The organism is Acinetobacter sp. YH12136, from assembly GCF_013418545.1.
Taxonomy (GTDB): Bacteria; Pseudomonadota; Gammaproteobacteria; order Pseudomonadales; family Moraxellaceae; genus Acinetobacter; species Acinetobacter towneri.
Window position 1 is genome coordinate 190,379 of the sequence record NZ_VPBV01000001.1, and the last position, 15,441, is coordinate 205,819.

The 15,441-nt window shown below is 42.4% G+C and carries 12 protein-coding genes and 1 pseudogene; 9 read left to right on the top strand and 4 right to left on the bottom strand.

Going from position 1 to position 15,441, the window contains the following annotated elements; all coding sequences use genetic code 11:
• The first annotated feature begins 135 nt into the window (after positions 1-135).
• The 6 genes from FTU71_RS00945 to FTU71_RS00970 all read left to right on the top strand — a co-directional run bounded on the left by FTU71_RS00945 (position 136) and on the right by FTU71_RS00970 (position 7,666).
• A complete protein-coding gene (locus tag FTU71_RS00945) occupies positions 136-753 on the top strand; it encodes a phosphatase PAP2 family protein (RefSeq protein ID WP_004972280.1) in 618 nt (205 codons plus the stop codon).
• A gap of 21 nt (positions 754-774) precedes the next feature.
• Complete coding sequence (locus FTU71_RS00950) at positions 775-2,037, top strand: efflux RND transporter periplasmic adaptor subunit (protein WP_179993603.1); 1,263 nt, start codon at positions 775-777, stop codon at positions 2,035-2,037.
• Between the two features lie 13 nt (positions 2,038-2,050).
• Positions 2,051-5,230: an efflux RND transporter permease subunit gene (locus tag FTU71_RS00955; RefSeq protein WP_179993604.1), complete on the top strand. Its 3,180-nt coding sequence runs from the start codon at positions 2,051-2,053 to the stop codon at positions 5,228-5,230.
• A complete protein-coding gene (gene adeK / locus FTU71_RS00960; protein ID WP_178319252.1) occupies positions 5,230-6,675 on the top strand; it encodes a multidrug efflux RND transporter AdeIJK outer membrane channel subunit AdeK in 1,446 nt (481 codons plus the stop codon). Before FTU71_RS00955 ends, adeK begins: the two co-directional genes overlap by 1 nt.
• Positions 6,676-6,816: 141 nt before the next feature.
• On the top strand, positions 6,817-7,173 hold the full coding sequence (locus FTU71_RS00965; RefSeq protein ID WP_004972285.1) for a YbjQ family protein: 357 nt from the start codon (positions 6,817-6,819) through the stop codon (positions 7,171-7,173).
• 31 nt (positions 7,174-7,204) lie between these two features.
• A complete protein-coding gene (locus FTU71_RS00970) occupies positions 7,205-7,666 on the top strand; it encodes a YbjQ family protein (protein ID WP_004972286.1) in 462 nt (153 codons plus the stop codon).
• 27 nt (positions 7,667-7,693) lie between these two features.
• On the opposite strand, the gene FTU71_RS00975 is transcribed toward FTU71_RS00970, so the two are convergent.
• The 3 genes from FTU71_RS00975 to FTU71_RS00985 are packed head-to-tail and all read right to left on the bottom strand — an operon-like array spanning position 7,694 to position 10,065.
• Positions 7,694-8,491 (bottom strand): hypothetical protein, encoded by a 798-nt coding sequence (locus tag FTU71_RS00975; RefSeq protein ID WP_179993605.1) that lies wholly within the window; start codon positions 8,489-8,491, stop codon positions 7,694-7,696.
• A 56-nt stretch (positions 8,492-8,547) separates the two neighbouring features.
• Positions 8,548-9,354 carry an SDR family NAD(P)-dependent oxidoreductase gene (locus FTU71_RS00980; RefSeq protein ID WP_179993606.1) on the bottom strand — a complete coding sequence of 269 codons (807 nt, stop codon included), beginning with the start codon at positions 9,352-9,354 and terminating at the stop codon, positions 8,548-8,550.
• A gap of 42 nt (positions 9,355-9,396) precedes the next feature.
• Positions 9,397-10,065 carry a hypothetical protein gene (locus FTU71_RS00985; protein ID WP_179993607.1) on the bottom strand — a complete coding sequence of 223 codons (669 nt, stop codon included), beginning with the start codon at positions 10,063-10,065 and terminating at the stop codon, positions 9,397-9,399.
• Between the two features lie 251 nt (positions 10,066-10,316).
• Between FTU71_RS00985 and FTU71_RS00990 the strand changes: the two genes are divergently transcribed.
• Both FTU71_RS00990 and FTU71_RS00995 read left to right on the top strand, forming a co-directional pair.
• Complete coding sequence (locus tag FTU71_RS00990) at positions 10,317-13,211, top strand: valine--tRNA ligase (protein WP_179996903.1); 2,895 nt, start codon at positions 10,317-10,319, stop codon at positions 13,209-13,211.
• Positions 13,212-13,275: 64 nt separating this feature from the next.
• Complete coding sequence (locus tag FTU71_RS00995) at positions 13,276-13,851, top strand: hypothetical protein (RefSeq protein ID WP_136144609.1); 576 nt, start codon at positions 13,276-13,278, stop codon at positions 13,849-13,851.
• A gap of 148 nt (positions 13,852-13,999) precedes the next feature.
• On the opposite strand, the pseudogene FTU71_RS01000 reads toward FTU71_RS00995, so the two are convergent.
• Positions 14,000-14,388, bottom strand: a pseudogene (locus FTU71_RS01000) (endonuclease domain-containing protein).
• A 149-nt stretch (positions 14,389-14,537) separates the two neighbouring features.
• Here FTU71_RS01000 and FTU71_RS01005 point away from each other — a divergent pair.
• Complete coding sequence (locus tag FTU71_RS01005) at positions 14,538-15,215, top strand: YetF domain-containing protein (protein WP_178866190.1); 678 nt, start codon at positions 14,538-14,540, stop codon at positions 15,213-15,215.
• Positions 15,216-15,441: the final 226 nt, after the last annotated feature.

The window sequence follows — 15,441 nt, forward strand, 5'->3', positions numbered from 1 at the left end:
TTACATTGCGCACAAAGTAACAAAAAAAGAAATTCTTCTCATTTACATTGGCTTGAAATAAAGTGTACTGACTAGTACACTTTATTCCATTCATCAACCGTGCTCAAATCGGTTAAACTTACAGGGATTTTTAGCATGCCTAAAATACTGCTTTATCTCGGTAGTTTACTATTTATAATCAGTGTGTTAGTGCTAAATATTCCAAGTTGGCAACAATTTGATGTTGCCAGTGTGGAGTTTTTAAGTACCCAGCGCACCGCACATTTGAATCAATTGGCAATCACACTTTCTGTATTAGGTGGCATGCCATTTGTATTATTTTTAACCTGCCTATGGTGTTTCTATTTGGCATGGTATAAAAAATACACAAAAATTGTTTTTATCAGTGTAGGACTGGTCGTAAGTATTGCGCTTTCATGGCTGCTCAAATACCTATTCGCGCGACCTCGCCCGCCTGAAGCATTGCATTTGGTGGAAACTTTTGGCGCATCATTTCCAAGCGCTCATAGTTTTTATGCTGCAACTTTAGGTTGTTTGGTGATTTACCTGAGTTTGCAACATCCAGCGCATAAAATTTTGTCTGTGTGCGCGTGGTTATGGATGTTGCTGATGGGCATTTCCCGTGTGTATCTGGGAGTGCACTATCCTTCAGATGTCCTCTCTGGTTGGAGCATAAGTTTTATTTGGATCACATTGTGGTATCTGTTTTGCGCTCAATATCTGCAAGACAAACCAATACATAAGTTTAGATAAAAATCTAATAGAGGTGAAAGAATGATGTCTGCAAAGCTTTGGGCTCCTGCCCTGACTGCTTGCGCATTAGCCACAAGTTTAGCACTTGTGGGTTGTAGCAAAGATCCAAAAGATGCACAGCAAGCAGGTGCAGCTCAGCAAATGCCACCGACTGAGGTTGGCGTACTGGTGGCACAGCCACAAAGCGTGGAACAGTCTGTAGAGCTGTCTGGACGTACCACAGCCTTTGAAATTTCAGAAGTTCGCCCACAAACCAGTGGTGTGGTTCTGAAACGTTTATTTACCGAAGGCAGCTACGTGCGTGAGGGTCAGGCGCTTTATGAAATTGACTCACGTACCAACCGTGCCAGTCTAGACAGTAGCCGTGCAGCACTCACCCGCCAGCAAGCGCAATTGAATGTGTTACGCATTAAAGAAGGTCGTTACCGTCAGTTGGTAGGCAGCAATGCAATCTCTAAACAAGAATATGATGACATTGTGGCACAGGTAAAACTTGCCGAAGCCGATGTTGCTGCGACTCAAGCAGAAGTACGCAATGCCGAAATTAACCTAGGCTATTCGACTGTACGTGCCCCAATTTCAGGGCAAACTAACCGCTCTACTGTGACTGCAGGTGCATTGGTTACGGCTAGTCAGGCGGAACCGTTGGTGACGATTCAACGCTTAGACCCAATTTATGTAGACATCAATCAGTCCAGCGCAGAGTTACTACGTTTACGTCAGCAATTGAGTCAAGGTAGTTTAAATAGCAGCAACAACACCAAAGTAAAATTAAAACTTGAAGATGGCAGCTACTACCCTCTTGAAGGTCGTTTGGCTTTTTCTGATGCCAGCGTGAACCCAGAAACAGGCACCGTGACTTTACGCGCCGTGTTCCCAAATTCAAATCATTTATTATTGCCGGGTATGTTTGCCACTGCGCAAATTGTGCAAGGTGTGATTCCTAACGCAATCTTAATTCCACAAGCTGCGATTAGCCGTACCCCAACAGGTCAGGCAATGGCAATGATTGTGAATGCCAAAGGTATTGTTGAACCGCGTCCTGTGACCACAGTTGGTACGCAAGGCAGCAACTGGATTGTGACTGAAGGTTTGCAAACTGGCGATAAAGTGATTGTCGAAGGTATTGCCAAAGTAAAACCTGAACAGCAAGTGGTCGCTAAGCCGTATCAACCGCAAGGCGCTGCTCCTCAAGCTGCACCTGCTGCACCAGCAAAATCGGGGGATGCCAAACCAGCCTCAGAAGCCCAAGCAACTGAATCAAAAGCTACTTCAAATACATAAGGAGTAGACGTTAATGGCTCACTTTTTTATTCATCGCCCCATTTTTGCATGGGTGATTTCATTGGTAATCATGTTGGCGGGGATTATTACCCTCACCAATATGCCAATTGCCCAATATCCGACCATTGCACCGCCAACGGTCACCATTGCTGCAACCTATCCGGGTGCATCTGCTGAAACTGTGGAAAACACAGTAACGCAAATTATTGAACAACAAATGAACGGCTTGGATGGTCTGCGCTATATTTCATCCAACAGTGCGGGGAACGGTTCTGCATCCATTACGTTAAACTTTGAACAAGGTATCGACCCAGATATTGCACAGGTTCAAGTACAGAACAAATTGCAATCTGCTACGGCGCTCTTGCCTGATGATGTGCAACGTCAAGGCGTGAAAGTGACCAAATCAGGAGCGAGCTTCTTACAGGTTCTCGCTTTTTATTCACCTGATGAAAGCCTGTCTGCCGATGATATTAAAGACTATGTTAACTCTAACATTTCTGAACCGCTGAGCCGTGTTGCAGGTGTGGGTGAAGTACAAGTCTTTGGTGGCTCATACGCAATGCGTATTTGGATGGATCCTGCCAAAATGGCAAGCTTGCAAGTCACACCAAGTGATATTGCTCAAGCGATTCGTACCCAAAACGCACAGGTTGCGGTAGGTCAATTGGGCGGTGCGCCTGCAATTCAAGGTCAGGCTTTGAATGCTACGGTAACTGCACAAAGCTTGCTCCAAACACCTGAACAATTCAGCAATATTTTCCTAAAAAATACCGCTTCGGGCGCTCAAGTGCGCTTGGGTGATGTCGCACGAATTGAACTTGGTGCAGACAACTATCAGTTTATTTCTAAATACAACGGCAAGCCTGCGGGCGGTGTCGCAATTAAATTATCTACAGGTGCTAACGCCCTAGATACCGCTGCTGCTGTAGAAGAACGCCTTAAGCAATTACGTCCTAACTACCCTGCGGGTTTAAAGGATGAGTTGGCTTTTGATACCACGCCATTTATTGAACTTTCAATTAAGAGTGTTGTTAAAACCTTAATTGAAGCGATCATTTTGGTCTTTATTGTGATGTTCCTGTTCTTGCAGAACTGGCGCGCCACAATTATTCCAACCATGGCCGTGCCTGTAGTGGTACTGGGTACCTTTGCCGTGATCAACATGTTTGGCTTCTCGATTAACACCCTGACCATGTTTGCCATGGTACTGGCGATTGGTCTATTGGTCGATGACGCAATTGTCGTGGTGGAAAACGTAGAACGTGTCATGGTCGAAGAACATCTTGACCCTGTGGCGGCGACTGAAAAGTCGATGAAACAGATTTCAGGCGCACTGATCGGGATTACCTCGGTATTGTCTGCGGTATTCGTACCTATGGCATTCTTTGGTGGGACTACAGGCGTTATTTATCGTCAATTCTCAATTACGCTTGTGACTGCAATGGTGTTGTCACTGGTCGTAGCGTTGACCTTTACCCCTGCCCTATGTGCCACGATTCTTAAACAACACGATCCAAACAAGCCTGAAAGCAACGGTATTTTTGCGCGTTTCTTCCGCTGGTTTAACCGCAGTTTCGATAAGCTCTCGGTTAAATATCAAGGTGGTGTTAACCGCATGACGCATCATAAAATCTTCTCGGGGGTTTTATATGCAGTGGTACTGGGCATTATTGTGTTAGTGTTCCAAAAACTACCATCATCATTCTTGCCTGATGAAGATCAGGGCGTGGTGATGACATTGGTACAACTCCCACCAAATGCAACTTTGGAACGTACTGACGCCACCATGACCAGCATGACCAACTTTTTCAGAGAAAATGAAAAAGAGCATGTGCAATCGGTATTTAGTGTTTCAGGCTTCTCTTTCTCAGGCGTTGGTCAAAACGCAGGTATGGCGTTCATTAAGTTAAAAGACTGGAGTGAGCGTACAAGCCCTGAATCTCAAGTTGGTGCAATTATCCAGCGTGGTATGGCACTGAACATGATTGTGAAAGATGCCACTTACATCATGCCATTACAGCTTCCTGCGATGCCAGAATTAGGTGTCAGCTCAGGCTTTAACTTGCAACTGAAAGATGCTGCGGGCAATGGTCATGAAAAACTCACCATGGCACGTAATATTGTGTTGGGTGAAGCATCTAAAGACCCTCGCTTAATGGGCGTACGTCCAAATGGTCAAGAAGATACACCACAGTACCGTATTATTATTGACCAAGCGCAAGCAGGTGCGGCAGGTGTCAGCATTGCTGAAATCAACAGCACCATGGGCATGGCTTGGGGTGGTTCGTACATCAATGACTTTATTGACCGTGGTCGCGTGAAAAAAGTCTATGTGCAAGCCGAATCTGATTCACGCATGATGCCTGAAGACCTGAACAAGTGGTATGTCCGCAACAACCGTGGTGAAATGGTGCCATTCTCTGCCTTTGCAACAGGTGAATGGATTTATGGTTCACCTCGTTTGGAACGCTATAACGGCGTATCTGCCAAGAACATTCAGGGTGCACCTGCGCCAGGTGTCAGCTCTGGTGAAGCCATGCAAGCGATGGAAGAAATTGTCGCAAAACTTCCATCTATGGGCTTAAACGGCTTTGACTATGAATGGACAGGTTTATCACTTGAAGAACGTGAATCGGGCGATCAGGCACCATTCCTCTATGCACTGTCATTACTGATTGTATTCTTGTGTTTGGCAGCCTTGTATGAAAGCTGGTCTATTCCATTCTCGGTGCTGTTGGTGGTACCGTTGGGTATTGTCGGAGCATTATTGCTCACCTTCGGGGGCATGATCTTGTTCAAAAACCCGAACCTATCCAACAACATTTACTTCCAAGTGGCGATTATTGCCGTGATTGGTTTATCAGCCAAAAACGCGATTTTGATTGTGGAATTTGCCAAAGAGCTACAAGAAAAAGGTGAAGACCTGTTTGAAGCGACCTTGCATGCTGCAAAAATGCGTTTACGCCCAATCATTATGACCACTTTGGCCTTTGGTTTTGGTGTATTGCCGCTTGCACTTTCATCAGGTGCGGGTGCAGGTAGCCAACACTCAGTAGGTTATGGTGTGTTAGGTGGTGTGATTAGCTCAACCTTGTTAGGGATCTTCTTTATTCCTGTATTCTATGTCTGGATTAGAAGTATCTTTAAATACAAACCAAAACAACAAAATAATCAGGAGCATGTATCGTGATGCAAAACTTATGGTCGCATACAGGCCGTGGTATTGCGGTTTCTGCCCTCGCGCTTGCTTTGACAGCTTGTCAAAGTATGCGTGGGCCAGAGCCCGTCGCTCAGGCAAGTATTCCAAGCAGCTATACTGCTGCTGCATCGGGTACTTCAGTTGCTGAACAAGGTTATAAAGATTTCTTTGCCGATCAACGCTTATTACAAGTTTTGGATATGGCATTGAACAATAACCGTGATTTACGCACAGCGACGCTGAATATCCAACGTGCCCAACAAGCCTATCAAATTACCGAAAACAACCAGTTACCTACCATTGGTGCTAGCGGTGGCGTACTGCGTCAAGACCAAGGTACTGCTTTAGGCACACACACACGCTATAACGTTGGTTTAGGTGTAACTGCCTACGAACTAGATTTTTGGGGTCGTGTACGCAGCTTAAAAGACAATGCATTAGATAACTTCTTGGCAACTCAAAGCTCGCGTGATGCCACACAAATTGCCTTGATTGGTCAGGTGGCGCAAGCATGGCTCAACTATTCTTTTGCCAATGCCAATTTAAAACTGGCAGACCAAACCTTAAAAACACAGCTTGAGTCTTATAACCTCAACAAAAAGCGTTTTGATGTCGGCATTGATAGTGAATTACCTGTCCGTCAGGCACAAATTTCAGTTGAAACTGCACGTAATGATGTCGCCAACTACAAAACCCAAGTCGCGCAAGCACAAAACTTGCTGAACTTGTTGGTGGGCGAACAAGTTCCAAGTGCGTTATTGCCAACGCAGCGTGTGACGCACATTACCAAAACTACCGCAATTGGCGCTGGCTTACCAAGTGACTTGCTGAATAACCGTCCTGATATTCGTACTGCAGAGTATCGACTATCGGCTGCGGGTGCCAATATTGGTGCAGCAAAAGCACGTTTATTCCCAAGCATTAGCCTCACGGGCAATGCAGGCTATGCATCAACTGACTTGAGTGATTTGTTTAAATCAGGCAGTTTTGTTTGGGCAGTGGGCCCGAGCATCGACTTGCCAATTTTTGATTGGGGCACACGCCAAGCCAACATCAAAATTTCAGAAACGGATCAACAAATTGCTTTGGCTGACTATGAAAAATCAATTCAGTCTGCATTCCGTGAAGTGAATGATGCTTTGGCAGTTCGTCAAAATATTGGTGATCGTTTAGCGGCACAAAAACGCTTGGTTGATGCGACCAATACCACTTATAAATTATCTAATGCACGCTTCCGCGCAGGCATTGACAACTATTTAACCGTGTTGGATGCACAGCGTACGTCTTATGCAGCAGAACAAGGTTTATTGTTGTTGGAACAAGCCAATTTGAACAATCAGGTGGAGTTGTATAAATCTTTGGGTGGCGGTGTGAAAGCCAATACTTCAGATGCCACATCACAACCTGCATCATCGGCAGAACGTAAAGCGCAATAAGTCTTTGCGTCTACCTTAAATTTGCTGCTTAACAGCTCAGATATAAAGACTAAATCAGCTCACTTCGGTGGGCTTTTTTATTGCTTTTTGCAAGCACATTTCATATCTTCAATACGTCTTGTTTTTAAATATTAGAATCTTATGTTGCTTAGTAATCTTGAATCTGTACCAGGTCATCGTATTTCACGGCAAATTGATGTGGTCTATGGCAGCACCGTACGCAGTAAGCATGTGGGGCGTGACTTCTTGGCAGGACTCAAAAATATTGTCGGTGGTGAATTAACGGCTTATACCGAATTACTAGAAGAATCACGCCAAGAAGCGATGGATCGTATGATTGCTAAAGCACGTGGTTTAGGTGCCAATGCTATTGTTGGGATTCGCTTTTCTACTTCAAATATCGCTCAAGGTGCTTCGGAATTGTTTGTTTATGGTACAGCAGTGGTGGTCGAGGCAGATATTCCTAAACTTCCAGACCCATTTCCAGCATCACACTAAAGCAAAGATTATTGAACAGGAATAACATCACATGGATAATTTAATTCTGCAAATTGTTGTCTTTGCGATTTTATTTGCCGTAGGCTTTGGTTTTGGGCGACACAACGAACGCAAACATTTCAAATATTTAGCCGAGCAAGAACTGCGTTTAAGTTATATTCAGATTGATAATAACCGCTTCCAGACCAGTCCCAATTTTGGGCAATTGATACACAGCAATGTGGTCATTTCTCACGATTATTTTAAGTTTGTGATTGCCAATATTCAGAACTTCTTTGGCGGGCGCTTGACCAGTTATGAAAGTATTGTCGAGCGGGCGCGTCGTGAAGCCATCGTCCGTTTAAAATTAGAAGCTGAAAAAATGGGCGCAAATCATATTATGGGGCTGCGTTTAAGCACCACAGAATTGGGGATGCAAGGCGGCATGGTCGAAGTCTTTGCTTATGGAACGGCGGTTCAAAATAGCGTTAGTCAATTCTCTGCAAAACGCTGAGTACATCTTTCAGCGTTTGTAAAGAATTTAGTATAAATACTGATCTCGATAAGGCTGAGGAATTTGATATTGCCGACCATCAAATTTTAAAGTGAAACGCTGTTGAGTAGACACTCGTTTAGTTTCTTTGCAATTTTCTAAATCGCCCGACATTTCATAATGTTGAATACGATCACGTAATTGCATATCAAAATATTGTCGAGTTGTATTTCGCAAGATCATTAAAATAGCTTTGCTTTCTATTACTTTGGCATTACAACGTGTATCGGTTTCTGCCTGATAGCGCGCTACGATTAAGCCGTTTAAAATTTTCTTGTTATGTTGTAAATCATATAAATCGAGTACTTGCGCCGAAAATGGATTGGCACTTGAACGTCCTGCATAATTCCTTCTTAAACCAATTGCCCTTAAGCTTTCAGAAACTTGATACGGCGCCAAATCTAATTGGATAGAACGCAGTTCAATTGCATCTGAAGGCAAAAGCTCTTTCACGTGATAGATTGAATGAAGCTTTTGCGTTTTACTATTTACGGTTAAAAAAGTCAGCTGATAATCATCTACAGGTTGATCATCTTTTGTCTGAGTTTCAGCATAAGCAATTAAAGTTTGTTCAGGAACATTGGGGAAATCCGCACAAGCCAAAAAGTCCTCATTCACTGTGGTTGTATTTGTGTGCTGTCGTAAAATCTTTTCAATATATTCAGGTTGTTTACACAACGAATCATCGTTTGTTTGTAATTTGGCAAATGTCGTTTGAGTCATCCCTAAGAAAGCGAAAAGCCACGCGCTGATAAATAAAAAAATACCATTCATCATTAAACGCATGGCTCATCCTTCTTTTTGTTTTTATTATTTTATTTTGAAGTCACTTTGATTAAAAATTACTTCACTTTGGTTTTACGAATCATTTTATATAAAGTACTTGGCGATAAACGCGACACCAACACGCCCAGTTTTTCTTTAGCACCACCCACCACAATATATTCTTCCCCTGCCATCAAGGCTTTTACTGTGGTTTTGGCAAATTCATCTGCATCTAAACCATTTTCAATGGCTTCATCTTGATGCCCTTGTGGTTTGCCTTCACCATTCAACGCATTAAAAGACACATTGGTATTCACAAATCCTGGGAAAACAACTGAAACCTGTACGCCCTGCTCCGCTACTTCGGCACGCAAACTATTCGCCCACATGTGAATGGCACTTTTCGCTGCAGAATATGACGCGCGATATTGCGTACCCAATAATGCTGCAACACTAGATACAAAAATAATGCGACCATGTTTTTGCTGTAAAAAGGTCGGCAAGACAGTTTTGGTCAGAAAGACCTGAGAAAAATAATCCACTTCCATAATGGTGCGTTCAGTCTGCATAGTGGTATCGGCAATTAAAGCACGCTGACTTAAACCTGCATTATTAATTAGCCAGTCAATGCGTCCTTTACGCGCCAAAACTTGCTCATAAGCATGTAAAACCTGACTTTCATTGGTGATGTCTGCACAGACTGAAAGATGGCGTTCAGGGTTCAACAAACTCACACGTACTTTTTCCAACTCTTCATAACGGCGTGCGGTTAAAATGACTTGCGCACCCTGTAAAGCACATTCTTTGGCCAGTGCTTTACCAATTCCTGAAGATGCGCCTGTAATCCACACCACTTTATGTTCTAAGTTTTCTCGTTTTGCCATAACCGTTTGTCCGCGTTATTGAAGAATCTAAGTCATTAAAATTTAAGCTTTCAGCTGTGCAGGATGCTGTAAAAAACCAAGAAAATGGTTCAAATAAATTTCTGCACTTTCCAAATCGAATTGCGCACCCATTTTTTCTAGGCGTTTATACCCCAGTTGCGTAGTCAAATGAATCACGCCGTTTAAAGTTTTATCGACCACCAAATTAAATTTCAGCATTTTTTTCGGATCACGAATTAAATAACCCACGCCCTGATCAATAATTTGAGTAAACCCTTTAAATGCAGGCGCAATACATGCACTGTTGCCCTGCCGAATTTGCTCAATACAACCCAACGTTTCTTTCATAACAATACTATCGACAGGATAAGTCACAAAACCTTGCCCTTCCTGCTGATACATCATGCTTGCCAGATAATTCACCATAGGCGTTAAGCGTTCATTGCCAAAAAACGACACCGACCATGGCATATATTTTTGCATGGTTTGTATGACTTGCTGAATAATTTTTTCAGATTCACCATCCAGTGAATGACTAGAACGTGACAATTCACCAAAAAGTTGCTCAATAATTTCACAAGAAATATCGGTCAGTACCGCCCCCAAAGCTTTAGATAAACTTTCCGATTCACCTGCATTGAGTTGTTGATGAATGTGTTGAAATCTTTGATATGTTTCTGGTTTTAATTTTAAAGATACAGCATAAGTCATAACTGAACTTGCCTATTTTGACCGTATTGATGTGTTTTCATCTATTTTAAAATCCATTGCTTAAACCCAGTTTAAAACAGTGTTACAGGCAACGGAGAACTTGAAGTTTTTATCATACTTGTCGCCCATCATACGATGAGTTTGCCCAACTGCCAATTGCGATAAGTTTGGCTGAGTTGAATCTCGCTTAGCGGGCAATTTTTTTGCTACAATAGTTGCAATTTTTTATTCACTTTTAACCTGTTCTTACTATGACTGATTCAGCGCAAAATATTGCTACAACCTACGATCCTACCGAGATCGAGAAAAAATGGTACAAGACTTGGGAAGAAAACGGCTACTTTAAGCCGTCTGAAAAAGGCGAATCATTCTGTATCATGATTCCGCCACCAAACGTCACAGGTAGCTTGCACATGGGTCATGGTTTTAACAACGCCATTATGGATGCCCTCACGCGCTTTAACCGTATGTCGGGTAAAAATACTTTATGGCAACCGGGTACAGACCACGCGGGTATTGCCACACAAATGGTAGTAGAGCGTCAATTGGGCGCGCAAAATATCAGCCGCCATGACTTAGGTCGTGAAAAATTCATCGAAAAAGTCTGGGAATGGAAAGAACAATCTGGCGGTAACATTACCCGTCAAATCCGCCGTTTAGGTTCTTCGGTAGATTGGTCACGTGAACGCTTCACTATGGACGAAGGCTTATCGAATGCAGTGAAAGAAGTTTTCGTGAAACTACACGAAGAAGGTTTAATTTACCGTGGTAAACGCCTTGTAAACTGGGATCCAAAATTACAAACTGCCCTATCTGACCTAGAAGTTGAGTCGGATAAAGAAGAACAAGGTTCACTCTGGCACTTCAAATACTTCTTTGAAGATAAATCACTACGCACACACGATGGTAAAGATCATATTGTGGTGGCAACCACTCGTCCTGAAACATTGTTAGGTGATACAGCGGTTGCGGTTGCCCTTGATGATGAGCGTTATTCGCACCTTGTTGGTCAAAACATCATCCTCCCAATTACTGGTCGTGCGGTTCCAATCGTTAAAGATGAATATGTCGACAAAGAATTCGGTACAGGCTGTGTGAAAATTACCCCTGCACACGACTTCAATGACTATGAAGTCGGTAAACGCTGCGAATTACCAATCATCAACATCTTCAACAAAAATGCTGAAGTATTGGCTGAGTTTGAATATATTGCGAAAGCAGGCGAACAAATTTCTAAAACCATTCCTGCACCTGCAGACTACATTGGTTTAGAGCGTTTTGAAGCACGTAAAAAATTAGTTGAACAAGCGGAAAGCGAAGGTTGGTTAGATCAAATCCAACCGTACACCTTGAAACCACCTCGCGGTGACCGTTCGGGCGTAATTGTTGAGCCATTATTGACAGATCAATGGTATGTCAAAATTGCACCGTTGGCGCAGCCTGCAATTGAAGCAGTGAAAGATGGTCGCATCAAGTTCGTGCCTGAACAATACAGCAATATGTATATGGCGTGGATGAACAACATTCAAGACTGGTGTATCTCGCGTCAATTGTGGTGGGGTCACCGTATTCCTGCTTGGTACGATGCTGAAGGCAATGTTTATGTAGGTCGTAACGAAGAAGAAGTTCGTACGAAAAATAATATCCCTGCCGATGTTCAATTAAACCAAGACGAAGACGTACTGGATACATGGTTCTCCTCTGCACTTTGGACATTCTCGACCTTAGGTTGGACGGGTGATGCCAAGAAAGATGCAGAAAACTACTTCTTAAATACCTTCCACTCCACTGATGTATTGGTGACAGGTTTTGACATCATCTTCTTCTGGGTGGCGCGTATGATCATGATGACCATGCACTTCATGAAGAATGAAGATGGCACGCCACAAGTACCGTTCAAAACAGTTTACGTTCACGGTTTGGTACGTGACAGCGAAGGTCAAAAAATGTCGAAGTCTAAGGGCAACGTGCTTGACCCATTAGACTTGATTGACGGTGTAGATCTTGAAACTTTAGTACAGAAACGTACGACGGGTTTGATGAACCCGAAACAAGCAGCGAAAATTGAAAAATCGACCCGCAAAGAATTCCCAGAAGGGATTCAGGCTTATGGCACAGACGCGGTTCGTTTTACCTTCTGCGCATTGGCAAATACAGGTCGTGACATCAAGTTTGATATGAAACGTGTGGAAGGTTATCGTAACTTTGCCAACAAAATTTGGAATGCTACCCGTTTTGTATTGATGAATGTTGAAGGTCAAACGGTTGGTCAAGAGGCACGTCAAGACCTTTGGGAATTGCCTGAACAGTGGATTGTGAGCCGTTTACAAAAGGCAGAGCAAGCTGTTCATCAAGCGTTTGCAACTTACCGTTTAGACTTGGCTGCGCAAGCGATTTATGACTTTATTTGGAATGAATACTGCGACTGGTATGTAGAGCTAACCAAACCTGTTCTGAATGATGAGTCTGTTTCTGAAGAACGCAAAGCCGAAGTTCGTCGTGTATTGCTTGCGGTGATGGAAGCTTCTTTACGTCTTGCTCATCCAATCATGCCGTACTTAACTGAAGAAATTTGGCAAACCCTTGCGCCAATGATTGGCTTGGGTGGCGAAACCATTATGTTGGCAAACTACCCTGTTGCAGATGAAGCCAAAATCAACGAACAAGCCGAAGCAGATATGCAATGGCTACAAGGTTTGATTGGTGCGGTGCGTAACATTCGTGGTGAAATGGGTCTAGGTAATGCACGTTTATTGCCTGTACTTTTACAGAACACGACTGAAGCAGAAAAAGCACAAATTTCTCGTATTGAACCGTTGTTTAAAGCATTGGCGAAAGTTGAAAGCATTACCTTCTTGGCAGATGGTGAACAACCACCATTGTCTTCTTCTTCTGTAGTCGGTCACGTGTCTGTATTCGTTCCAATGAAGGGTTTGATTGACCCGAAAGCAGAATTGGGTCGTCTACAAAAAGACTTAGACAAGGTTCAAAAGCAGCATGACCAAATTGCAACTAAACTTGCAAATGAAGGTTTTGTGGCGAAAGCCCCTGCGGCTGTGGTTGAAGGCGAGAAAGTGAAACTTGCTGAATTTGCAGATCAGTTAGCGAAAATTAAAGCGAATATGGAGCAGATTGCAGCGCTTTAATGTGTTGTTAGTTTGATCTAATTTGTGTATAAAGGGCTGATTATTCAGCCCTTTGTTTTTCAATATGAGCCAAGATGACATCAATAAATATAAAATTCTATTTGAAGTTTCCAAGCATGAATATCAACTAGAGATCGATAGAAGTAAATCACTGGATGATAAAGCAATTAAATATTCAACAATGGTTGGTATTGTGATAGTTGCCTACTCAGCAGCACTAACCAAGTTAGAAACTTTTACTGCTTATGCTTGCACTTCATTAACTAAATGGATTTTATATATTTTATGTGTAATCTTGTTTATAGCAATTCTAAGCTGTTGGTATAAAATTGCAAAAGTACTTAGTCTTTCTGCACTAGAAAAAGTTCCGTTGGATGACACCAATTTAATTAACACTTTTATGGATAATGACGAAAGAACATGCCTGTGGTATATGGGAGAAATTTATCAGGATTTAATTTCTCGAAATGCCCAAATGCTTGAAGACAAAGTTATTGCTTTAGAAAAAGCTTATTCAGAGATTAATTGTGCAGCAGCTATTTTTAGCATATTATGTCTATATCTATTAATTTTATGGTTAACGGGAGAATGCAATGTCCAGACATACACAGAACTCTCAAAACTCTACATCAAGAAATAATCAAAATACTTTAACAACCCTAACAGCTTCTAGCCGTCCTAGACCTACATGGGTTAAAGATTCTGTTAATTTACCGTCAAATTACAGAGTAACTACGGAAAGTGCTGATCCCCGTGTAGATTTTGAATCAAGCAATCGTCGATAATTTTCAAAATACCTCTTTAATAAAAGAGGTATTTTTCAATTCAGAACACACCTGCCACAAATCCTCCAACACCACATCCACCCTTCCCAACACATCAGAATTCCAATACTGCACGACAGTTAAGCCCAAAGTCTCTAAAAACTGAGTGCGCTCGACATCATAAGCCTGACCATTTTCCGTATTGTGCTGACCGCCATTCAACTCAATGACCAAGCCAATCTCATGACAGTAAAAATCTACAATATACGGTTCAATCATCTACGGACGTCTAAATTTGAGCACCATAAAGCGTTTGCACTAAGTAGTTGCCACAGCAAATTTTCAGCATCCGTAGCAGCATGACGCATAGATTTGGCAAATTGTAATAGTTGTGAATTCATCTTCTGATTCATTATTTTTGTATTTATAGTTTTTAGGCAATATAACAAATTTCTATGTTTCTAAACCACTAAAATAATTGCAGTTCTTTACTCAAAACCACTATTTTACCCACTCAATTTAAGCATAGTATCAAGCATCAAAATAACAAAATAGACAATCTATGGATTGGTTCACCATCTTCATTCACGACACCACATGGACATTTGTTGCAGAATTAATGATTCGTGCTGCACTCATGTTTGGCATGATTATTCTATTTTTACGCCTCACAGGAAAACGCGGAGTACGCCAGCTTTCTATTTTTGAATTGGCCATTATTTTATCGCTCGGTTCTATTGCGGGCGACCCTATGTTCACTGAAGATTTACCCTTGGTACATGCCTTGGTGGTGATGACAGTGGTGATTGGGATGTATCGCCTGACCACATGGCTCATGATGAAATACCAACCCTTTGAAGATTTGATTGAAGGTAAATCGCTATATATTGTAGAAGATGGTGAATTGGTCTTAGAAAAAATTAAGTACGGTAAAATGTCGCATGATGAATTCTTTGCCGAAATGCGCCAACAAGGCGTGGAGCATTTAGGGCAAGTACGTGTTGGCTTACTAGAAAGTGATGGAAAATTCAGCATGTTGTTTTTTCATGGCGATGCCACACGCTATGGTTTACCCTTATTTCCTAAAGCTTGCCAACTCGCGTACCGCATAGTTCCACACACTTATTATGCCTGCATGTATTGCGGGCATGTCCGTTTACTTAAACATGCCAATGAAGTCTGCCCGCGTTGTAATCACCAACAATGGACACAGGCAATCAATACCCCATACCGCAGCTAGAATATGCTGATTTTACCTGCAACACATCTCTATGCGACTTAAACTGTCGCAGGATTGTCATAATTTAACGTTATACTGCCTGCGCTGCCGAAGTGAAGCACTGAAAGCGCAAATAATAATTTTTGAAAATCACAAAAACGAGATCGGTATCTGCTTCAATGTGGATACCTTTTATACTCCAGCGACTCTTTAAAGGTCGCTTTTATTTTTTCCACTCAATGAATTT